This is a genomic window from Bradyrhizobium sp. DOA9, from assembly GCF_000617845.2.
In the GTDB taxonomy this organism is placed as follows: Bacteria; Pseudomonadota; Alphaproteobacteria; order Rhizobiales; family Xanthobacteraceae; genus Bradyrhizobium.
The window spans coordinates 4,651,224-4,670,565 of sequence record NZ_DF820425.1 but is presented as its reverse complement, the minus strand read 5'-3'; the positions used below and the strand labels follow the sequence as shown (position 1 = coordinate 4,670,565).

Sequence of the window (19,342 nt, the reverse complement as noted above, 5' to 3'; positions counted from 1 at the left end):
AGCAATTCGACCACGTCCTGGCTGGTGCCGGGCCAAGCAAGCAGGAAATACAGCTTTGAGAGTCATCGCCAGTTCTATTCGCAAGGGCAACGTGATCGAGCAAGACGGCAAGCTCTATGTCGTCGTCAGCGCCGAGAACATCCATCCCGGCAAGGGCACCCCGGTCAGTCAGATCGAAATGCGCCGAATCTCGGACGGGGTAAAGATCTCCGAACGCTACAAGACCACCGACCAGGTCGAAAAGGCCACGATCGAAGAGCGCAACTACACCTTCCTGTATGAAGATGGTGACGGCTACCACTTCATGAACCCGGAGACCTACGATCAGGTCCAGGTCTCCAAGGACGTCGTCGGCGACGCCGCCGCCTATCTTCAACCGGACATGACGGTCAAGCTGTCGATGCACGACACCAACCCGGTGTCGATCGCCCTGCCGCAGCGCGTGACGCTGGAAGTGGTCGAAACCGAGCCCGTGACCAAGGGCCAGACGGCCTCGTCGTCCTACAAGCCCGCCGTGCTCTCCAACGGCGTGCGCACCACCGTGCCGCCGCACATCTCGGTCGGCACCCGTGTCGTGGTGATGACCGAAGACGGCTCCTACTCCGAGCGCGCCAAGGATTAAGCGAGCATCGAGGATCGGCACAGGTACCGCCGGGGGGCGAGGCAGTGGGCAGGAAGAGTTTCCGCTTCGTCTCGCTTCTAATGGCGCTGCCGTCGCTCCTCGTTGCCGCACCGCTGGCTGCGGATGAATTCCGCAGCCCCTCGCTGACGGCCCTGCGCGTCGACTGGCGCGCGGCGCTCGACCAGATGCGCAGCGAGATCAGCAGCCGTCCCCAGGTTGCGGGCGACTTCATCTTCGCACCCCGCCGTTCGGTGCCGCGCTACGATCCGCGCGCGACGCCGGCACTGGTGCAGCTCAATGCGATCTCCTCGCGCTTCTTCACCGGGATTACCCGAAGTCCCGTCCCCGTGCTGCTGCCGTTCGACGCCGCCGCGTATCTCGATGCGCAGCGTAGCGGCGCGCCGGTGACGCTCGCGCTGTCGCGCTACCAGGCCGATTTCAATCCCGTCGACATGTTCGATGCCGGGCCTGCCGGCTACAGCGCGACCTTCTCGCTCGATCCGGGCGCCGGTGACGGCATGCCGAGCCGGGTGTACGCAAGGCCGGTCGAGGTGCAGATCACGGGCTCGGCGCTGGTCTACGACATCGCCGATCCCACCGGGGGCAAGGGCGAGCCAGTCAAGCCGCTTGCCGCGACCTATCCGGATCTGCGCAGGTTCATCCGGGAAGGCTATGTGCGCTACGCCTTCACCCGCTTCGGCGCCGCCTATGTGGTCTCGATCCAATGCCTCGACAGCGTTGCGAGGCCACGGCGGCTCGCCTGCAAGGAGGCCTATCCGGTCGCCGAGCGTTTCCTGAAGGCGTTGCGCGTCGCAGGCGGCCAGCGCATGCGTCCACTGACGGACGTTGCCTCGAACATCGTCGACCGCCCCGCGGTGCGTTCACCGGATTTCAGCTACCGGCCGAGCGGCGATATCATCCCGAACACCGGCTACCGCAAGCAGGGCGGCCACCCCGACGCCATGGCCTATGCCCAGATCCGCTTTCCGCTGGAGAAGGCGCCGGCCTTCGTGCGCTCGCAATCCTTCGGCAAGCGGGACAAGAGCGAAGGGCCGACCGCCTATCCCTGGCGCGACAATTTCTGCGAGTCGCGCAGCTTCGAGGTGTGGCAATGCGGCGGAGGCTACGGTCACCAGGGCGAGGACATCCGCGCCGCCGACTGCCCGCCGCCCGGTGAAAGCCGCGAGCCCTGCGATTCCAAGCGGCGCGGCGTCGTCGCGGTGCGTGACGCAATCGTCATCCGTGGCGCCAAGGACCAGGCCGCGACGCTTCAGGTCAACAGCCGCACCGAGCACATTCGTTTCCGCTACATGCACATGAATCCGCATGCGATGAACGCCGACGGCCTCGTCAACGGCCGCATCGTCACCGAGGGCGAGCAGATCGGCGTGATCTCGAACTATCTCGACCGTCCCGCCGGCACCTCGATGCACCTGCATTTCGACGTCCAGGTGTTCACCAGGGATGGCTGGATCTGGGTCAGCCCCTACGTGACGCTGGTCTCGGCCTACGAACGGCTGATCCGCGCGCGCGGCCGCGAGATCGGCCCTGAGATCGCGGTCACGGCACAGCCGGTGGCCCATGCGCGGCCTGAAGACGTGCTCAAGCCCGACTTGCGCGAGGGAGCGGGCGAGGAGAACTGAGAGCGTGCTCGTTCGTTGCCGGAGGGGGCAAAGCATCTGGTCGCGCACTCCACCCGCTCGAACGAAGAAGGACAGGTTGATGAGTGTCGGACTGATCGGTCTTCTCGACGATATCGCGGGGATCGCAAAGGTGGCTGCAGCCTCGCTCGACGATGTCGCGAGCCAGGCTGCCAAGGCGGGCACAAAGGCGGCCGGCGTGGTCATCGACGACGCGGCGGTCACGCCGAACTACGTCATCGGCTTCGCTTCGCAACGCGAGCTGCCGATCGTCGGCAAGATCGCGGTCGGATCGCTGCGCAACAAACTGCTGATTCTGCTGCCGATTGCCCTGCTGCTCGGCTATTTCCTCCCCGCTGCGGTCACGCCGCTGCTGATGCTGGGGGGCGCCTTTCTCTGCTACGAGGGCGCCGAAAAGGTGCTCGAAGCCGTGATGCCACATCATGCGCACCAGCACGAAGCTCAGTTGCAGCCGATCGCGTTGAATGCCCAGTCGGTCGAGGACGAGAAGGTCGCTGGCGCCATCAAGACGGACTTCATCCTGTCTGCGGAAATCATGGCGATCACGCTGGCGGCTATCCCTGCGGGCAGCATCTGGACGCAGGCGCTGGTGCTGGCGCTGGTCGGCCTCTTCATCACCGTTGGGGTCTATGGCGTGGTCGCCCTGATCGTGAAGGCGGACGATGCCGGCATCGCCCTCGCGCGCTACGACGGCGCCTCACTCGCGGGCGGCGCGATCCGCCTGCTTGGACGCGCGCTCGTCCGCGGCATGCCCGCTTTCCTGGCGGTGCTGAGCACGATCGGCACCGCCGCCATGATCTGGGTCGGCGGCGGCATCATCCTGCACGGCATCGAAAAGTACGGCCCGCCCGCGATCGGCCACGCGGTTCATGCCGCAACCGAGGCTGCCGCTCATCTCCTTCCATCGGTTGCCGGCATCATCGAATGGTCGGTCGAGGCAGCCATCTCGGGCGCGCTTGGACTGCTCGTCGGCGCGCTTGCCATTCCGGTCGTCCAATACGGACTCGCGCCTGCCTGGAAGCGGTTGAGGCGATCGCGATCGGCCTGACGAACACCGCGATCAATTCCGACGGCTCGGTCATGCCCGCATGGCCGACACCAGATGCGTCGACCCCGGCGGCTCCAAGAAGGGCGGGCCGACGCCGATTGGCGCAATTCGAACCTCACCGCGCAGCTCCCCGCCTCATATACGCGCAGACTGCCGGATCGGCCTCAGGGCCGTCCCGAAGCAATTGCGGCTTCTCTGGCCCCGGAATTGCTTGGCTCCCACCGGGCAAACTGGAGAAGGGAAGCACATGCGTTGTCTCACCACGGCGGTCGCTCTGGCCGTTGCATTCGCCGTGCCGGCTCATGCAGAGGAATTGACGGGTACGTTGAAGAAGATCAAGGACAGCGGCGCGATTGCGCTCGGCGTGCGCGACAGTTCCGTACCCTTCAGCTACATCGACGAGAAGCAGAAGACCGTCGGCTACGCCATCGACATCTGCATGAAGATCGTCGAGGAGATCAAATCCGAGCTGAAGCTGGACAAGCTCGCGATCAACGAGAACCTCGTCACCTCGTCCACCCGCATTCCATTGATGGCCAACGGCACCATCGATCTCGAATGCGGCTCGACCACCAACAACGCCGAGCGCCAGAAACAGGTCTGGTTCACCAACACCCATTTCCTCACGGCAAGCCGCTTCGTGTCGAAGAAGGCTTCGAAGCTCGACCAGGTCGATGACCTCAAGGGCAAGGCCGTCGTCTCGGTCTCCGGCACCACCAACATCACCCAGCTCAACAAGGCCAACGCGGCCCGGTCGCTCGGGATCACCGTGATGACTGCCAAGGATGTCCCGGAGGCGTTCCTGATGGTCGAGACCGACCGCGCGGTAGCCTTCGTCATGGACGACATCCAGCTTGCGTCCATGATCGCCTCGGCGAAGGATCCGTCGCTCTACGCCATCAGCACCGGCGCTTTTTCCGATCCCGAGCCGTATGGCATCATGCTGCGCAAGGACGACGTGCTGTTCAAGGCCGTGGTCGATCGTGCCACCGCAAAGCTCTACAAGAGCCCGGAGATCGAGAAGATCTACAACAAATGGTTCATGGAGCCAGTGCCGCCCCGCGGCCTGAACTTCCACGTGCCGATGCCCGTCTCGATGAAGAAGTCGTTCGAGCATCCCTCGGACAACCCGGATCCTGCCTCATACGGGGGCTGACGGCACGCTCGACGCGTAGCCCGGACGAGCGCAGCGATATCCGGGGATTTTTGCGATGACTGCCCCGGGTCTCGCTCCGCTCACCCGGGCCACCGTCAATCCAGATACGTCGTCAGCTGCGCGCCTTCATCGGCCACGAACACCGCGATCAACTCCGCGGGCTCGGTCATGCTCGCGTTGGCCGAGACCAGATGGGTCGCGCCCGGCGGCTCGAAGAAGGACTGACCGACGCCGAACGTCTCGACCGGGCCGCCGCCGAGCTGCGAGCGGATCTCGCCCTTGGTGATGTAGGCCGTCACGGATCCTGCATGGCGATGCGGTCGGGAAAACCCGCCTGGCCCATAGGACACGCGTACGATGGTGACGCGTTTGCCGGGCACGTTCGGAAGCGCGTAGGAGCCGATCGGCTCGACCTTGTCGAGCGGTGAGCCCTCCGCCGCCGTCGCGCAGAGCGGCGCGAGGGCGTTGGATACACTGTCGATCGTCACCGGCAGAGCTTTGCCGATCGCAAGCGCGCAGGCAAATCCTGCGACAACGGCGAACGCCGTCGAACGTGACGGCGCCTGCACGGCAGAAGCGCTCATGGCTGTCATCGTGATCTTCCCTCTCTCCGTCAGGACGAAGCTGCAACGGCGGCCGCCGGCCGCTGTGCCGGTGTCCAGCGAAACGCCGCGCCAAAGCGGTTCCAGACGTTGATCGAGGCGACCGCCGAGGTCAGGTACGTCAGTTCAGTCTCGGAGAATTCGCCGGACGCCTGCGCGTAAATCTCTTCGCTGACGCCGTCGGGCAGGCAGGTCAGCGCCTCGGCCCAGGCGAGCGCAGCCCGCTCGCGCGGCGAAAAGATCGGCGCCTCGCGCCAGACCGCGACCAGATGGAGCTTGTCGATGGGAACGCCGATCCGTTCCGACAGCAGGACGTGGTGCTGCACGCAGAAGGCGCAGCCGTTGATCTGCGAGGCGCGCAGCTTGACCAGCTCGAGCAGCTGCCTGTCGAGGCCGGCCTTGGCTGCAAGCTGGCCCAGCGCCAGCACCAGATCATACGCATCGGGCGCGATCCGCTTGAAATCTTCGTATTCGCTGCGGGCGTGTGACATTGCCATTCACCTCGGGCTACTATAAGAGCTCGGATATATTATAAGAGCTCTTATATGTCGCGCAAGACGAATGACGTCACGAGATCGCAATCGGGCCGAAGGGCCGTTGAAGACGGCGCGGTGCCTGTTCCCGCACCGGGCGAGGGCAAGCGTGGCGAGCAAGGCTATCTCGGCTATCTGCTGCGCCAGGCCCATGCCGCGGTGCGCCTGACGATGGAGCGCACGCTCGCCGATCTCGGCGTGACGTCGCCGCAATTCGCGGTGCTGACGATGCTGAACGCCTATCCGGGCTTGTCGGGGGCCGATGTCGCCCGCCTCACCTTCCTGACGCCCCAGACCGTCGGCGTCATCATCCGCAATCTCGAACGCGACGGCGCGATTGCGATGACGCCGCACCCCGTCCACGGCCGCATCCAGCAATGGACGTTGACCCCGCGCGGCGCGACGCTCTTGAAAGCATGCCGGCAGCGTGTGCTCGAACTGGAAAAGCGCCTCGCTCGCAATCTGGATTCAAAGGCCGAAACCACGATCCGGCGCTGGCTTGCCGGCATCGCGGCTGACTTGCAGGAAGACTAGAGGGGCCGGCATCGCAGCTGTCGCGGCCGCAGTGCTAGCCACCCTTCAAGGCGTTCTTGACTGCGCCGTCCGGCCAAGTCCCGTCCGCCGCAATCACCCGCACGCGGGTCTCGTCCGCGGTATTGACCAGCACGTGCGAATTCACCCGCTCACCGCTCGCTTCGAGACGCAAGTCGGTTTCGGGCGTCCAGCTCAGCGTCGTCGCGAGGTCGCCGGGAAAGATCTTCCATTGCGATCCGTCGTCGAGCTCGACGATATGGCTTTCCGCATGCGCGCGTATCTTCATTCCACCCCGATGCTTCGATGAACAGCCGTAACGAAGGCAGGCCCGGCCCCATGGCCGAGGTTTTTTCCTGACGTGGAGGGAATGCGGGAAGAGCGACACTTGTTCCGGTGGGAACGGCCGACGCCATCAGGCAAGATTGACCCACGTTTCCGTCCCGGGAACCGGCTCACACGAGCCATGTTTTCCGTCTAGAATGTGTTCATGAAACACGCTGATTCCTCGCTCGGTCACACCCGCCGCGCCCTGCTCCAGTCGACGCTCGGTGCAGCCGCTTTGCTCACGCTTCCGACCCGCGCTCTCGCTGCGCCTCCGGGCTTCGACGAATGGCGTGAGAGCTTTCGCGCACGTGCGATGGCAAAAGGTATTTCTGCCGCGACATGGCAGCGCGCGATGGGCCGGGTCGAGCCTGACATGAGCGTGTTCGCGCAGATGCGCAACCAGCCCGAATTCCGCGAGCAGGTCTGGCAGTACATCAACCGCCGCGTCTCGGACTGGCGCATCATCAACGGCAAGATCGCGCTGAAGAACAACGAGGCGCTGCTCGCCCGCATCGAGCGCGATTTCGGCGTCGAGCGTGGCACGCTGCTCGCGCTGTGGGGCGTCGAGTCCGCCTATGGCGATCCCTTGGTGCAGCAGAACCACATGAGGCCCGTGTTTCCCTCGCTCGCCGCGCTCGCCTGGAACGAGCCGCGCCGCAAGGCCTATTGGGAGACCGAGCTGATCAACGCGTTGCGCATCGTCGACAAGGGCTGGTCCACGCCCGAGGAAATGCGGGGCTCATGGGCCGGCGCGATGGGGCACTCGCAATGGATGCCGGAGGTCTGGCTCAATGTTGGCATCGACTACGATGGCGACGGCAGGGTCTCGCCGTTCGGCAAGCCCGACGATGCGTTGGGCTCGACCGCAAAATACCTCGTCAATCGCGGCAAGTGGCACCGCGGCGAGCACTGGGGCTATGAGGTGCGTGCTCCCGGTAATATGAGTGGGAGCAAGACCTATGCGGCGTGGCAGGCCGCAGGCGTCACTCGGGCCGATGGCCAGCCGTTCCCGCAGCCCAACGCATCGGCGCAAATGTGGACGCCTGTCGCGGGCGGACCGACATTCCTGCTGGGACCGAATTTCTACTCGGTGAAGAGTTACAACCCCTCCATGAACTACGCGCTTGCGATCTGCCATCTCGGCGATCGCTGCCTGGGGGCCCCGCCCTTCATCCAGCCCTTCCCCGGCTCCGAGCGCGCGCTGACGCTCGCCGAGGTGCAGGAGATGCAGACGCGCCTGACCAAGGCCGGCTTCGATACCGGCGGCACCGACGGCCGCGTCGGCAACGACACCATGAAGGCGGTCAAGGAGTTCCAGCAGCGCGCCGGCATCACGCCGGCGGACGGCTATGGCGGGCTGAAAGTGCTGGCGAAGCTGCGGCAGGGATCGTAGGCCGACACCCTCGCCCGCCGTCATTCCGGGGCGCGTCGCTTGGCGCGAACCCGGAATCCATTCCACCGCGTCGCTTGTGCTGCACGATGGATTCCAGGCTCGCGCTTCTCCCGCCCTGGAATGACGGCCTGCCTCAGTGCCTGTATTGCGGCTCTTCCGCATCGAGCTGCCGACGGATCGCGGCGAGATGCAGCCGGGCGGATTCGGAGTCGCCCTCGCGCATCTGCCGGTAGGTCTCGGCCGCAATCGCGGGATCGACCGGCAGCACTTTTCGTCCCGTCGACATCGCCAGCACCTGCACCTCGGCGGCGCGTTCGAGATAATAGAGATCGTCCCAGGCTTCCGCGATGGTCGGCGCCAGCACCATCACGCCGTGATGCTTCATGAAGACGATGTCGGCGTCGCCAACGGCGGAGGCGATGCGCGCGCCTTCGCGGCTGTCGAGCGCGAGGCCGTTGTAGTCGCGGTCGACCGCGGTGCGGCCGTAGAATTTCAGCGCGGTCTGGCCGGCCCAGATCAGGGGCTCGCCCTCGATCATCGACAGCGCCGTGGCGTAGGGCATGTGGGTGTGGAAGGCGACCTTGGCGCGCGGCAGCAGCCTGTGCATCTCGGCATGGATGTAGAACGCGGTCGCCTCGGGCACGCCCTCGCCGTCGAGCACGTTGCCATGGAAATCGCAGATCAACAGCTTCGACGCGGTCAGCTCGCGGAAGGCGTAGCCGTAGGGGTTGACGAGGAAGAGGTCGTCATGGCCCGGCACGACCGCGGAGAAGTGGTTGCAGATGCCCTCCTCAAAGCCGTTGCGCGCGGCCATGCGGAAGCAAGCGGCGAGATCCTCGCGCGCGGTGCGGATCGCGTCGGTGGCAAGATCCGGCCGGTTGGAGCGAAACGGCGCTGGCGCGGGTGAGGACGCGTGAAGACTGTGCGCCATGGCGAAGAACACCTCTGTTGGTTGGCGATTGGCCACGTTGTACAGGGGCCGCGCCTTCGCGTCAGCCCCTGCGGCCGCCACCCTGCCCTGCACGGCTCAAGCGCGCCGCGGCACCCCACCGGCATTCATGCCGCCATCGATGACGAGCTCGCTGCCGGTGACGTAGCGCGAGGCATCGGAGGCGAGATACAGCACGCCCGAGGCGATCTCCGCGGCCTGGCCGGCGCGGCCAAGCGGGGTAACGATGCGGGCGCGCTCCTCCGGATCGATCGGAGCATTCTGGCCGGCGCCCGCCGCCCCTGTCGGGATCTTGCCCCAGATCGGGGTATCGATGATGCCGGGATGAACCGAGTTGACCCGGATGCCGTCGCCCGCGGCCGCGCATTCCATTGCGATCGATTTGGCGAACAGCCGCACGCCGCCCTTGGTCGCCGAATAGGCCGACAGACCGGGCGAGCCGCGCAGGCCGGCGAGCGAGGACATCATGACGATCGAGCCGCCGCCGGTCTTTCGCATCAACGGCAGGCAGTGCTTGACCGACAGAAACACGCCATCGAGATTGATCGCATTCTGCTTGCGCCAGTCTGCGAGCGTCATGTCCACGATCGAGGGCACGGCAAGGCCGATGCCGGCATTTGAGACGAGAATATCGAGCCGACCGTAGCGCCTGGCAATCTCATTGACGATCTCGATCCAGCGCTCCTCGCTGGTGACGTCCTGCTCCAGGAAGATCGCCTTGCCGCCGGCATTCGTCACGCGCTTGGCGAGGTCGGGCCCGCGCAGCTCGTCGATGTCAGTGATGATGACGGTCGCGCCTTCGCGCGCGAACAGCTCGACGATAGCCTCGCCGATGCCGGAGGCGCCGCCCGTCACCAGTGCGACCTTGCCCTCAACCTGCCCTGCCATGTCCACTCCCTTTTTTGTTGTTTGAGCAACCTACTTCTGACGCATGATCTCGTCGACATGCGTCATCTAATCACGGATGGACCCTGGTCCGGTAGCGCGACGTCGATGACGCGGAATTGCACGCGCTCGGCGCCCTGGTAGCGATCCACCGAGAGCGAGCCCGCGACATGCATCTGCTGGCCGCGATTGGCGAGCAGCGCATTGCCGAGCTTCTGGCCGATCGAACGGAACGCGATGCCGTTGACGATGGCGCCGTCACCCGCCTTGAAGCGCAGGCGCAGATGCGCCTGGCCGACCTCGTCGGCAAAGACGAGCTGGTGTGCCGGCAGCGCCAGCACCGGCTCCGGATTGCCACTGCCGAAGGGACCGGCGCGATTGAGAATCGTCGCCAGCTCCGGCGTCACCGCACGCGCCGAGACCGCGCCGTCGATATAGAGCTCGTTGACGTGGCGCGCCTCGGCGACGTCGCGCGCCAGCGCGTTCTCGAGATAGGCGCGGAATTCGGCGAGCTTCTCCTTGCGCAGCGTCACGCCTGCGGCCATGGCGTGGCCGCCGCCCTTGAGCAGAATGCCGTCGGCGACCGCCTGCCGCACCGCCTTGCCGAGATCGACGCCGGCGATCGAACGGCCCGAGCCCGTGCCGATGCCGCCGGGCTCCAGCGCAATGGCAAAGGCCGGCCGCGAGAACTTCTCCTTCAGACGTGAGGCGACGAGGCCGACCACGCCGGGATGCCAGCCTTCCGAGGCCGTGACGATCACGGCGAGCTTGTCCTCCAGCCCGATCGAGGCCAGTGCCTCCGCCTCGGCCTGGGCCTCCGCCGCCTGCTCGATGACGCGGCGCTCGCTGTTGAGGCGGTCGAGCTCGGCGGCGATCCGCGCCGCTTCGACGCTGTCGCCTTCGAGCAGCAGCCGCACGCCGAGATCGGCGCGGCCGATACGGCCGCCGGCGTTGACGCGTGGCCCCAGCATGAAGCCGAGATGCCAGGCCTCCGGCGGGCCGTTGAGCCGCGCCACGTCCATCAGCGCGGTGTGGCCGACATGGTCGCGCCGACGCATCGCGATCAGCCCCTTGGCGACGAAGGCGCGGTTGAGCCCGATGAGCGGCGCGACGTCGGCGACAGTGCCGAGCGCAACGTGATGCAGCATGCCCAGGAGATCGGGCTCGGGCATCTCGCTGGTCCAGAAGCCGCGCTGCCGCAGCTCGCGGTTGACCGCGACCAGCGTCACCAGCACGAGGCCGACGGCGGCGAGATGGCCGAGGCCGGAGAGATCATCGGGGCGATTTGGATTGACCAGCGCATCGACCTCGGGGAGATCGAGGCCGCATTGGTGGTGGTCGATCACCACCACGGACATGCCGAGGCGCTTCGCCTCGGCGAGCGGCTCGATGCTGGTGGTGCCGCAATCGACGGTGACGAGCAGCGTCGCGCCCTTCGCTGCCAGCGCGCGCACCGCCTCCGTGTTGGGGCCGTAACCCTCGAAGATCCGGTCGGGAATATGGATCAGGGGATCGAGCCCGCAATGGCGCAGATGCCAGGCCAGCAGCGCCGCCGAGGTCGCGCCGTCGACGTCGTAGTCGCCGAAGATCGCAACCTTCTCGCCCTTGGTCGCGGCATCCGCGATGCGTTTGGCGGCGGCCTCCATCTCCGTCACCGTGAACGGGTCCGGCAGCAGCTTTCGGATGGTCGGATCGAGGAAGTCGGCGACGGCGTCGATATCGACCCCGCGGCCCGCCAGCACGCGCGCCAGCAGCTCCGGCAATTGGTGCCGCTGCACGATGGCGAGCGCCTGGGCCGCCCCGCGCGCATCGAGCCGGTCGCGCCACAGCTTGTCGGTGAGCGAACGCGCCACGCCAAGGAAGGCCTGGGGCACTTCGACGGGGAGTGCGGATGCGGGAGGCGTCATGAGGGCTATCGATTGGGAACTCGGGTCCGGGCGATCACGCTCGCGACCGGGACAGGCTTGAGAGGATTGGCTGGGAAACCCCGGCGATTTGCAACGGCCGGGACACACAAAGCGGTGGATGGCCGGCAGGCGGGCCGGAGTGACTATCATTTAGGCATCCCGCCAAACAGCAAATTAAGCAGGCGTTAGGCGGAATCCTCGAAAAAGAATCGTATTCGATCTGACGTGATTTTGTCCCGGGTTCATTGCAGATCAGGCCTCATTGCCAAGGGAAGTCCCCGATGTCTGCTGCGCTGGGTCTGAAAGCCAAGCCGATCGCCACCGAACCGGCGGACGATGATTCCGACATCTCCGCGCTGATCAACCGCCTGACCGCGGAGGTCAACCAGATCGCGGTCGACAAGACCAAGTCGATCCAGCAGATCACCAACCAGATGAAGATGCTGGCGCTGAACGCGCTGATCGAGAGCTCCCGCGCCGGCGCGCAAGGCGCGGGCTTTGCGGTGGTGGCGCAGGAGGTGCGCGGCGTCGGCCAGCAGGTCGAGACCATTGCCCGCGAGCTCGAGACCCAGCTGACCAAACGCACCGGCGATCTCGTCGCCTCGATCGACCGCATGAGCCAGCGCTCCCGCGGCGAGCGAATGGTCGACCTGTCGCTCAACGCGATCGAGCTGATCGACCGCAATCTCTATGAACGCACCTGCGACGTGCGCTGGTGGGCGACCGATTCCGCCGTGGTCGATTGTGCCGCCTCGCCCAGTGCTGCGGCCGTCTCCCATGCCTCGCAGCGCCTCGGCGTGATCCTCGGGGCCTACACCGTCTATCTCGATCTCTGGCTCTGCGACCTCGACGGCAACGTCATCGCCAACGGCCGCGCCGACCGCTTCCGCGTCGTCGGCCAGAACGTCGCCCACACCAAATGGTTTCGCGACGCGAAAGCCCTTCGCTCCGGCGACGATTATGTTGCCGGCGACGTCGAGAACCAGCCGCTGCTCGGCAATGCGCAGGTCGCGACCTATTGCGCCAGCGTCCGCGCCGGCGGCCAGGCCAACGGCGCGCCGATCGGGGTGCTCGCCATCCATTTCGACTGGGAGCCGCAGGCCCGCGCCATCGTGCAAGGCGTGCGCGTCGGCGACAGCGACAAGGCGCGCGTGCTGCTGGTCGATTCGAATTTCCGCGTGATCGCGGCGTCCGACGGCCAGGGCATCCTCAGCGAACGCATCTCGCTGTCACTGAACGGCCAGCGCTCCGGCTTCTATCAGGACCGCACCGGAACGCTGGTCGCCTTCCATGCCACCCCGGGCTACGAGACCTATCGCGGGCTCGGCTGGTACGGCGTGATCGTCTGCGGGGCGTGAGGCGAGCAGCGGCCGCCGGTCCAATCCAAACTGCGAAAACAACCCCATGCACAGTAGCCTGGGGATTGTTTTTGTTAGCCTTTTTCTAGCGGCCTGCGCCGTCCCAGTGTGCCGTCACCCTGTGCGCGCCGCCATCTCCGCGGCGAGCAGCAGCGCGGCGCGGCTGGCGCCGATCGATGCGATGCCTTGCCCCGCGATGTCGTAGGCGGTGCCGTGCGCGGGCGTGCAGATCGGGAACGGGAAGCCGCCGAGCAAGGTGACGCCGCGATCGAAGCCCATCAGCTTCATCGCGATCTGGCCCTGGTCGTGATACATCGTCAGAACGGCATCGAAGGCGCCGGCCTTGGCGCGCAGGAACACGGTGTCGGCGGGAAACGGTCCCTCCGCGGCAATGCCCTCGCGCTGGCTTGCTGCGACCACCGGCGCGATCATGTCGATCTCCTCGCGGCCGAAATTGCCGCCATCGCCGGCATGGGGGTTGAGGCCTGCGACCGCGATCCGCGGCCGCGCAAAGCCGGCGTTGCGCATGCAGGAATCGGTCAGCTTGAGCGCGCGATGGATGCGTTCGCCGGACAGCTTCGCAGCGACGTCCCTGAGCGGGATGTGCGAGGTGACCCGTGCGTTCCAGAGCCGGTCGAGCACGTTGAATTCGCTTGCCGGCGTCTCGAGACCGACGATTTCGGCCGAGAACGCGATCTCGTCGTCGTACGCGGCACGGGCAAGGCGCATCGCCTGCTTGTTGAAGGGGGTGAAGCAGACCGCGTCGACATGGCCGTCGCGGCCGAGCTCGAGCGCGTGCCTGTAATTGGCCAGCGCGAATTGTCCGCCGGCAAGGGTCGCGGTCTTCGGCTCGACCTCCCCGGGATCGAGGTGGCGGAGATCGATGAACAGTGCATCTTCCTGCGCTGCGCGAAGGTCGGCGCCCTGCCCCATCATCTTCAGTTCCGGCTTGACGCCAGCGACGCGCGCGCCTTCGTCGAAGATACGGCGATCGCCAATAACGACGAGCCGGCAGCGCGCGCGGATGTCGTCCTGCGCCACGAGCTTCGCGGTCAGCTCCGGGCTGATGCCGGCGGGATCCCCCATGGCCAACGCGATGAGCGGCTTTGCGGTCATATGATCGCCCTTTCCTGGACTGGCGCATCGGTCGCGGGGGATGCGGGTTTGCGCCAGAGCCGCGTCAGCTGCAGCAGAAGCGGAAGCAGCAGCAGCGCGATGCCGCCCACGATCAGGCACGTCACCAGCTTGTTCGCGAAGAAGATGCCCAGCGAGCCCTTGGAGATCAGCATCGATTGCCGGAACGCGTCCTCGGCCTTGTCGCCGATGACGATCGCGAGCACGAGCGGCGCCAGCGGATAGAATAGCTTCTTGAAGAGATAGCCGACGACCCCAAAGCCGAGCATCATGACGACGTCGAGATAGGAGTTCGACACCGAATAGGCGCCGACGACGCAGATGATCACGATCAGCGGCGCGATCACCACGAAGGGAATTCGCATCAAGGCGGCGAACACCGGGACCGTCAGCAGCACCAGCGCGACGGCGACGATGTTGCCGACATACATCGAGGCGATCAGCCCCCAGACGAAGTCCTTGCTGTCGACGAACAGCATCGGCCCGGGATTGAGGCCCCAGATCATCAGCCCGCCCATCATCACGGCCGCGGTCGCCGAGCCGGGGATGCCGAGCGAGAGCATCGGCAGCAGCGCGCTGGTCCCGGCGGCATGATCGGCGGTCTCCGGCGAGATGATGCCTTCGACCTCGCCGGTGCCGAAGTGCCGGCCGCGGCGCGAGAAGCGGCGCGCGATGCCGTAACTCATGAAGGAGGCCGCGGTCGGGCCGCCAGGCGTGATGCCCATCCAGCAGCCGATCGCGGCACTGCGCAGCAGGGCAACGCCGTGCCGCGGCAGGCGGCCGACGGCGCGAAAGACCTCGCGCCAATCGATCTTGGACGAAACCGCGCGGGCGTGAAATTCCTCCTCGACGGCGACCAGCAGCTCGCCGATGCCGAACAGGCCCATCACCGCGACGACAAAGCTGACGCCCTTGACCAGCTCGTCCACGCCCATGGTGAGGCGTACGCTGCCGGAGACCGTGTCGATGCCGATGGCGGCGATGGCAAAGCCGAGCGCCAGCGCCACGACGGTCTTGATCGGCGCCGCACCGCCCATGCCGACGAAGCTGGCAAAGGCGAGAAAATAGACCGCAAAATACTCGGCCGGCCCGAACGCGAGCGCAGCCTGCGCCACCCAGGAGGCGAGGAAGGTGATCAGGATGACGCCGACCAGCGCGCCGAACGCCGCCGAACCGAAGGCGGTCGCGAGCGCCGTGGTCGGCCGGCCGTCGCGCGCCATCGGATAGCCGTCGAAGGTGGTCGCGACCGACGACGGCTCGCCCGGAATGTTGAACAGGATGGAGGTCACCGATCCCCCGAACAGTGCGCCCCAATACATGCTGGAGAGCAGGATGATGGCCGAGACGGGCTGCATGCCGAAGGTGAGCGGCAGGAGCAGCGACACGCCGTTCGGCGCGCCCAGCCCCGGCAGCACGCCGACGAGAATGCCGAGCAGCACGCCGACCACCATGAGGAGCAGATGCGGTGCCGTGACCGCGATGGTGAAGCCGTGCAGGAGCTCCTGGAGATTGTCCATCCCGCCGCTCCCTCAGAACCCGAGCGCGGCAGCGAGCGCGCCGTGCGGCAGGCTGACCTGGAACATGCGCTCGAACACGAGGTAGAGCGCCAGCGCCGTGGCGCCTGCCATGGCGAGCGCGCGCGGCACGGATTGGTGCCGCGGGATCGCGAGCACCGCGAAGACATAGAGAGCCGAGGCGACGTACATCCCGGCGAGCGGGATCGCGGCGACGAAGATCGCAGCCGGCACGAACAGGCCGGCGAGCCGGCGCAGCTCGATCGACGTGATCGCGATGGGAACGTTTGCGAGCGTCGCGGCCGGCACCACGCCGCGCAGCAGATTGTAGAGGCTGCCGAGCACGACGATGATCCCGGTCAGGCACGGGAACGTGCCGGCATCCACGCCTGCGCTCGACCAGCCGATGCCGTTGTCGAGGCTGGAGACGACGACGGCCACACCGAAGCTGCCGGTGAGCACGGCGGTCGCAAGTTCAAGCGCGCGGCGGGAGATCATGGCGTAATGCCTTACTTCACCAGCCAGCCCTGCTCGCCTGCGACCTGCTTGACGTGCTCGAGGTCCTCCTTGATGAACTTGTCGAGTTCGGCACCGGTCAGGAACGTGTCGACCTGGGAGGTCTTCTCGATGTAGTCCTTCCACTCCGGCGTTGCCTGAACCTTCTTCATGAGGTCGACATAGAACGCGGCCTGCTCCGGCGTGACCTTGCCGGGCAGCCAGACCGTGCGCGGCTGCTCATATTGCTTGATGTCGAGGCCCTGCTCGACGCAGGTCGGAACGTCGCTCCAGCCTTCGGTCGCGGTGACTTTCGGCCCTTGCGGCAGCCGCTTCGGGCTGAACACGCAAAGCGGGCGCTGCGTGCCGCCGCGCCATTGCCCGAGGCTTTCGCTGGGATTGTTGACGTGGGAGTCGAGATGTCCGCCGGCGAGCTGCACGGCGGTCTCGGCGCCGCTCTTGAAGGGGATGTAGGTCAGCTTGACCTTGCCGGTCTTCTCGATCATGCGGGTCAGCACCTCGTCGGTGTCCTTGGACTGCGCGCCGCCCATCTTGAATTCGCCCGATGCGGCCGCCTTCAGATAATCGCCCGCATTCTTGTAGGGCGCGTCCTGCTTGACCCAGAGCAGGAACTCGTCCTGCGCCATCGCCGCGATCGGGGTGAGATCGGTGTAGTTGAACGCGACTTTCGAGACGAGCGGCTGCTGCCAGGCATTCGAGGTGCCGAAGATGACCTTGTAGGGATCGCCCGCGGAGGCCTTGCCGTAGACGTAGCCTTCGGCGCCGCTGCCGCCGCCCTTGTTGACGACGACGATCGGCTGCTCCGTCAGCTTGTGCTTGGTGATGATGTTCTGCACCGCGCGGGCGAGATTGTCGGTGCCGCCGCCAGGGCCGGCGGTGGCAATGAACTCGATCGGCTTTTGCGGCTGCCAGGCGGCGAGCGCCGGCATGGCGCCGGCGAGCACGGCTGCGGCTGCGGAGAGCAGATATGTTGACGTCCGACCCATGATTTCCTCCAGCTGATTTTTTGTCTTTTGTCGTTGTCGTGTCGACGTCCGGTCAGGCGACGTGTTCCTCGCGTCTTTCCTGGGCCGAGACGATTGCGCCTTCTTTTTCGAGCGCTTCGATTCGTGACTGGTCGAAGCCGTGCTCGGCCAGAACCTCTCGCGTGTGCTCACCATAGACCGGTGCGCCTGACCGCACTTTGCCCGGAGTCTCCGAAAACTTGACGGGAAGCCCGAGCGTCTTGACGGGACCGAGGGTGGAGTGCTCGACCTCGACGACCATCTCGCGCGCCAGCGTCTGCGGATCGCTCAGCGCCTCCAGCATGTCGTGGACGGGGCCGCACGGCACGCCCTTCTCGTCCAGCGCCGCGAGCCAATGCGCCCGCGATTGGTTGCGGAAGCGCTCGCTCAAGACGGCTTCGAGCTCTTTCAGGTTGGCCATGCGATCGGCACCGGTGACGAAGCGCGGATCGTCGGCGAGCTCGCTCGCGCCGAGCGCTTCCAGCATCAGCAGCCAATGCTTCTTGTTGGCACCGCCGACCACGAGCCAGCCGTCCGAGGCTTCGAACGCCTGATACGGCGCGTTGAGCGGATGCGCCGAGCCCATCGCGCGCGGCGCGGTGCCCGCGGCGAGCGCGATGGTCGACTGCCAATAGGTCTGCACCAGCGCAGCTTCATAGAGCGAGGTCTCGACCCACTGCCCTTCACCGGTCTTGAGGCGATGGGTGTAGGCCGCCAGGATACCCATGCTCGCGAGCAGGCCGGCGGTGATGTCGGACAGCGGCGGTCCGCACTTGACTGGCGGGCCGTCGGGCCGCTCGCCGGTGAAGCTCATGATGCCGCTCATGGCTTGGGCGACGAGATCGAAGCCCCTGCGATGCTTGTAGGGGCCGGTGCGGCCGAAGCCCGACAGCGAGCAATAGATCAGGGCCGGGAATTCCGCGTGCAGCGCTTCATAGCCGAAGCCGAGGCGCTCCATCGCGCCAGGCGCAAAGTTCTCGACCAGCACGTCGGCATCGGCGATCAGGCGGCGCAGCACCTCCTTGCCGCCGCCGGTCTTCAGGTCCAGCACGATGCCGCGCTTGTTGCGGTTCATCATCAGGAAGGACGCCGCCTCGTCGCCGATCTTCGGCGGCACCGAATGGCGGGTGTCGTCGCCGTTCGGCCATTTCTCGATCTTGATGACGTCAGCGCCCATGTCGGCGAGCATCAGGGTGCAGGTCGGTCCCGCCATGACATGCGTGAGGTCGATGACCTTGAGGCCGGCCAGCGGCCCCGAACGGCGGGAGGTGGATTGCGAACTTTGCATCGGCCCGTCCTATTGGCCGCGCCATTTCGGCGCGCGCTTGTTGAGGAAAGCATCGAGCCCTTCGCGAAAGTCCTGGCTCGTGTAGCACATCAGGATGAGGTCTTCGCCCTCGTCCTGAGTCAGCCGCCGCTGCAGACGGCTGACAGCCTGCTTGGTCGCATTCAGCGTCAGCGGCGCATGGCTGGCGAGAAGCCGGGCGACCTCATCGGCCCGCTTGTCCAGCGCGGCACTGTCTTCGACCACCTCGCCGAGCAGCCCGACGCTTGCTGCCTCCGCGGCGTCGACGAGACGCGCCGTGAAGATCAGATCCTTGACGCGCGCAGCGCCGATCAGCGCCGTGAGACGGCTGACATTGGACATCGACAGGCAATTGCCCAGCGTCCTGGCGATGGGGAATCCGATCTTCGCGCTTTTGGTGCCGATGCGGAGGTCACAGGCGGCAGCGATGCCCGCTCCGCCGCCGGTGCAGAACCCGTTGATCGCCGCGATCGTCGGGACCCGGCACTGCTCCAGCGTGGTCAGCACGCGATCGATGCGGTTCTCGTAATCGATGGCGTCCTTCGGCGTCTTGAATTCGCGGAACTGGTTGATGTCGGTGCCCGAGGCGAAGGCCTTGTCGCCGGCTCCACGCAGCACCAGCACCTTGATGTCATGGTCGCGGTTGGCCTCCTCGCAGATCGCGGCGAGCCGTTCGTACATGGCGAAGGTGAAGGCATTGCGGGCCTGCGGGCGATTGAAGGTGATCCGCCCGATGCCGTCGTTGCATTCAAAAACGAGGTCGTCCGCCTCCGGAGCCAGGTCCATTTCCTCATGTCCTCTTGTTTTTTGTATTTTTGAATGCAAAATCCGAGATTAGCAAGCTGGAACTTCCGAATATCGCCAAATGATCCCGCTTTTGAATTCAAAATGGAGTG

The 19,342-nt window shown here is 65.9% G+C and carries 19 protein-coding genes and 1 pseudogene; 7 read left to right on the top strand and 13 right to left on the bottom strand.

The features are described 5' to 3' along the window. Positions 1-55: 55 nt before the first annotated feature. The 3 genes from efp to BDOA9_RS21760 all read left to right on the top strand — a co-directional run bounded on the left by efp (position 56) and on the right by BDOA9_RS21760 (position 3,331). Positions 56-622, top strand: a complete 567-nt coding sequence (efp, locus tag BDOA9_RS21770; protein WP_025036087.1) for an elongation factor P — start codon at positions 56-58, stop codon at positions 620-622. Between the two features lie 80 nt (positions 623-702). Next, positions 703-2,265, top strand: coding sequence for a peptidase M23 (locus tag BDOA9_RS21765; protein ID WP_042336322.1), 1,563 nt, complete (start codon positions 703-705; stop codon positions 2,263-2,265). A gap of 79 nt (positions 2,266-2,344) precedes the next feature. Next, entirely contained in the window at positions 2,345-3,331 is a 987-nt protein-coding gene (locus BDOA9_RS21760) for a DUF808 domain-containing protein (protein ID WP_025036085.1), read from the top strand. On the opposite strand, the pseudogene BDOA9_RS40130 reads toward BDOA9_RS21760, so the two are convergent. Beyond that, positions 3,330-3,427, bottom strand: a pseudogene (locus BDOA9_RS40130) (cupin domain-containing protein); the annotation flags it as partial. The gene BDOA9_RS21760 and the pseudogene BDOA9_RS40130 sit on opposite strands and share 2 nt — an antisense overlap. A 151-nt stretch (positions 3,428-3,578) precedes the next feature. Between BDOA9_RS40130 and BDOA9_RS21755 the strand changes: the two are divergent. Further along, on the top strand, positions 3,579-4,487 hold the full coding sequence (locus BDOA9_RS21755; protein WP_025036084.1) for an amino acid ABC transporter substrate-binding protein: 909 nt from the start codon (positions 3,579-3,581) through the stop codon (positions 4,485-4,487). A 95-nt stretch (positions 4,488-4,582) separates the two neighbouring features. Here BDOA9_RS21755 and BDOA9_RS21750 read toward each other — a convergent pair whose 3' ends face one another. Together BDOA9_RS21750 and BDOA9_RS21745 are read right to left on the bottom strand one after the other, a co-directional pair. After that, on the bottom strand, positions 4,583-5,080 hold the full coding sequence (locus BDOA9_RS21750) for a cupin domain-containing protein (RefSeq protein ID WP_025036083.1): 498 nt from the start codon (positions 5,078-5,080) through the stop codon (positions 4,583-4,585). 20 nt (positions 5,081-5,100) lie between these two features. Then, a complete protein-coding gene (locus BDOA9_RS21745) occupies positions 5,101-5,580 on the bottom strand; it encodes a carboxymuconolactone decarboxylase family protein (protein WP_025036082.1) in 480 nt (159 codons plus the stop codon). A gap of 54 nt (positions 5,581-5,634) precedes the next feature. Here BDOA9_RS21745 and BDOA9_RS21740 point away from each other — a divergent pair, with 54 nt between their 5' ends. Further along, positions 5,635-6,156 carry a MarR family winged helix-turn-helix transcriptional regulator gene (locus tag BDOA9_RS21740; protein ID WP_025036081.1) on the top strand — a complete coding sequence of 174 codons (522 nt, stop codon included), beginning with the start codon at positions 5,635-5,637 and terminating at the stop codon, positions 6,154-6,156. Positions 6,157-6,190: 34 nt separating this feature from the next. Here BDOA9_RS21740 and BDOA9_RS21735 read toward each other — a convergent pair whose 3' ends face one another. Beyond that, positions 6,191-6,442 (bottom strand): hypothetical protein, encoded by a 252-nt coding sequence (locus tag BDOA9_RS21735; RefSeq protein ID WP_025036080.1) that lies wholly within the window; start codon positions 6,440-6,442, stop codon positions 6,191-6,193. Between the two features lie 201 nt (positions 6,443-6,643). Here BDOA9_RS21735 and BDOA9_RS21730 point away from each other — a divergent pair, with 201 nt between their 5' ends. After that, positions 6,644-7,873, top strand: a complete 1,230-nt coding sequence (locus BDOA9_RS21730) for a lytic murein transglycosylase (RefSeq protein WP_025036079.1) — start codon at positions 6,644-6,646, stop codon at positions 7,871-7,873. Between the two features lie 133 nt (positions 7,874-8,006). On the opposite strand, the gene BDOA9_RS21725 is transcribed toward BDOA9_RS21730, so the two are convergent. The 3 genes from BDOA9_RS21725 to recJ all read right to left on the bottom strand — a co-directional run bounded on the left by BDOA9_RS21725 (position 8,007) and on the right by recJ (position 11,614). After that, entirely contained in the window at positions 8,007-8,804 is a 798-nt protein-coding gene (locus BDOA9_RS21725) for an aldolase (RefSeq protein WP_025036078.1), read from the bottom strand. A gap of 96 nt (positions 8,805-8,900) precedes the next feature. Continuing rightward, positions 8,901-9,710, bottom strand: a complete 810-nt coding sequence (locus tag BDOA9_RS21720; RefSeq protein ID WP_025036077.1) for an SDR family NAD(P)-dependent oxidoreductase — start codon at positions 9,708-9,710, stop codon at positions 8,901-8,903. 62 nt (positions 9,711-9,772) lie between these two features. Further along, the gene (gene recJ, locus BDOA9_RS21715; protein ID WP_025036076.1) at positions 9,773-11,614 is read right to left on the bottom strand and encodes a single-stranded-DNA-specific exonuclease RecJ; all 1,842 of its coding nucleotides are present in this window, start codon (positions 11,612-11,614) and stop codon (positions 9,773-9,775) included. A gap of 281 nt (positions 11,615-11,895) precedes the next feature. On the opposite strand from recJ, the gene BDOA9_RS21710 reads away from it, so the two are divergent. Further along, positions 11,896-12,972, top strand: coding sequence for a methyl-accepting chemotaxis protein (locus BDOA9_RS21710; protein ID WP_025036075.1), 1,077 nt, complete (start codon positions 11,896-11,898; stop codon positions 12,970-12,972). 114 nt (positions 12,973-13,086) lie between these two features. Here BDOA9_RS21710 and BDOA9_RS21705 read toward each other — a convergent pair whose 3' ends face one another. From BDOA9_RS21705 to BDOA9_RS21680, 6 genes are read right to left on the bottom strand one after another with little or no spacing between them, the layout of a single operon-like run. Beyond that, positions 13,087-14,088, bottom strand: a complete 1,002-nt coding sequence (locus BDOA9_RS21705) for a 4-hydroxythreonine-4-phosphate dehydrogenase PdxA (protein WP_025036074.1) — start codon at positions 14,086-14,088, stop codon at positions 13,087-13,089. Beyond that, positions 14,085-15,623: a tripartite tricarboxylate transporter permease gene (locus tag BDOA9_RS21700; RefSeq protein ID WP_025036073.1), complete on the bottom strand. Its 1,539-nt coding sequence runs from the start codon at positions 15,621-15,623 to the stop codon at positions 14,085-14,087. Before BDOA9_RS21700 ends, BDOA9_RS21705 begins: the two co-directional genes overlap by 4 nt. Before the next feature lie 12 nt (positions 15,624-15,635). After that, the gene (locus tag BDOA9_RS21695) at positions 15,636-16,118 is read right to left on the bottom strand and encodes a tripartite tricarboxylate transporter TctB family protein (protein WP_025036072.1); all 483 of its coding nucleotides are present in this window, start codon (positions 16,116-16,118) and stop codon (positions 15,636-15,638) included. Positions 16,119-16,129: 11 nt separating this feature from the next. After that, complete coding sequence (locus tag BDOA9_RS21690) at positions 16,130-17,122, bottom strand: Bug family tripartite tricarboxylate transporter substrate binding protein (RefSeq protein WP_025036071.1); 993 nt, start codon at positions 17,120-17,122, stop codon at positions 16,130-16,132. Between the two features lie 52 nt (positions 17,123-17,174). Then, positions 17,175-18,428 carry a CaiB/BaiF CoA transferase family protein gene (locus BDOA9_RS21685; protein WP_025036070.1) on the bottom strand — a complete coding sequence of 418 codons (1,254 nt, stop codon included), beginning with the start codon at positions 18,426-18,428 and terminating at the stop codon, positions 17,175-17,177. 9 nt (positions 18,429-18,437) lie between these two features. Continuing rightward, the gene (locus BDOA9_RS21680) at positions 18,438-19,232 is read right to left on the bottom strand and encodes an enoyl-CoA hydratase/isomerase family protein (protein WP_025036069.1); all 795 of its coding nucleotides are present in this window, start codon (positions 19,230-19,232) and stop codon (positions 18,438-18,440) included. Positions 19,233-19,342: the final 110 nt, after the last annotated feature.

What these genes read in the sequence shown, in the direction of transcription:
- BDOA9_RS21765 (WP_042336322.1), top strand. Translation starts at nt 703, where the DNA reads ATGGCGCTGCCGTCGCTCCTCGTTGCCGCACCGCTGGCTGCGGATGAA.
- BDOA9_RS21760 (WP_025036085.1), top strand. Translation starts at nt 2,345, where the DNA reads ATGAGTGTCGGACTGATCGGTCTTCTCGACGATATCGCGGGGATCGCA.
- BDOA9_RS21755 (WP_025036084.1), top strand. Translation starts at nt 3,579, where the DNA reads ATGCGTTGTCTCACCACGGCGGTCGCTCTGGCCGTTGCATTCGCCGTG.
- BDOA9_RS21750 (WP_025036083.1), bottom strand. Translation starts at nt 5,080, where the DNA reads ATGACAGCCATGAGCGCTTCTGCCGTGCAGGCGCCGTCACGTTCGACG.
- BDOA9_RS21745 (WP_025036082.1), bottom strand. Translation starts at nt 5,580, where the DNA reads ATGTCACACGCCCGCAGCGAATACGAAGATTTCAAGCGGATCGCGCCC.
- BDOA9_RS21740 (WP_025036081.1), top strand. Translation starts at nt 5,635, where the DNA reads ATGTCGCGCAAGACGAATGACGTCACGAGATCGCAATCGGGCCGAAGG.
- BDOA9_RS21735 (WP_025036080.1), bottom strand. Translation starts at nt 6,442, where the DNA reads ATGAAGATACGCGCGCATGCGGAAAGCCATATCGTCGAGCTCGACGAC.
- BDOA9_RS21730 (WP_025036079.1), top strand. Translation starts at nt 6,644, where the DNA reads ATGAAACACGCTGATTCCTCGCTCGGTCACACCCGCCGCGCCCTGCTC.
- BDOA9_RS21725 (WP_025036078.1), bottom strand. Translation starts at nt 8,804, where the DNA reads ATGGCGCACAGTCTTCACGCGTCCTCACCCGCGCCAGCGCCGTTTCGC.
- BDOA9_RS21720 (WP_025036077.1), bottom strand. Translation starts at nt 9,710, where the DNA reads ATGGCAGGGCAGGTTGAGGGCAAGGTCGCACTGGTGACGGGCGGCGCC.
- recJ (WP_025036076.1), bottom strand. Translation starts at nt 11,614, where the DNA reads ATGACGCCTCCCGCATCCGCACTCCCCGTCGAAGTGCCCCAGGCCTTC.
- BDOA9_RS21710 (WP_025036075.1), top strand. Translation starts at nt 11,896, where the DNA reads ATGTCTGCTGCGCTGGGTCTGAAAGCCAAGCCGATCGCCACCGAACCG.
- BDOA9_RS21705 (WP_025036074.1), bottom strand. Translation starts at nt 14,088, where the DNA reads ATGACCGCAAAGCCGCTCATCGCGTTGGCCATGGGGGATCCCGCCGGC.
- BDOA9_RS21700 (WP_025036073.1), bottom strand. Translation starts at nt 15,623, where the DNA reads ATGGACAATCTCCAGGAGCTCCTGCACGGCTTCACCATCGCGGTCACG.
- BDOA9_RS21695 (WP_025036072.1), bottom strand. Translation starts at nt 16,118, where the DNA reads ATGATCTCCCGCCGCGCGCTTGAACTTGCGACCGCCGTGCTCACCGGC.
- BDOA9_RS21690 (WP_025036071.1), bottom strand. Translation starts at nt 17,122, where the DNA reads ATGGGTCGGACGTCAACATATCTGCTCTCCGCAGCCGCAGCCGTGCTC.
- BDOA9_RS21685 (WP_025036070.1), bottom strand. Translation starts at nt 18,428, where the DNA reads ATGCAAAGTTCGCAATCCACCTCCCGCCGTTCGGGGCCGCTGGCCGGC.
- BDOA9_RS21680 (WP_025036069.1), bottom strand. Translation starts at nt 19,232, where the DNA reads ATGGACCTGGCTCCGGAGGCGGACGACCTCGTTTTTGAATGCAACGAC.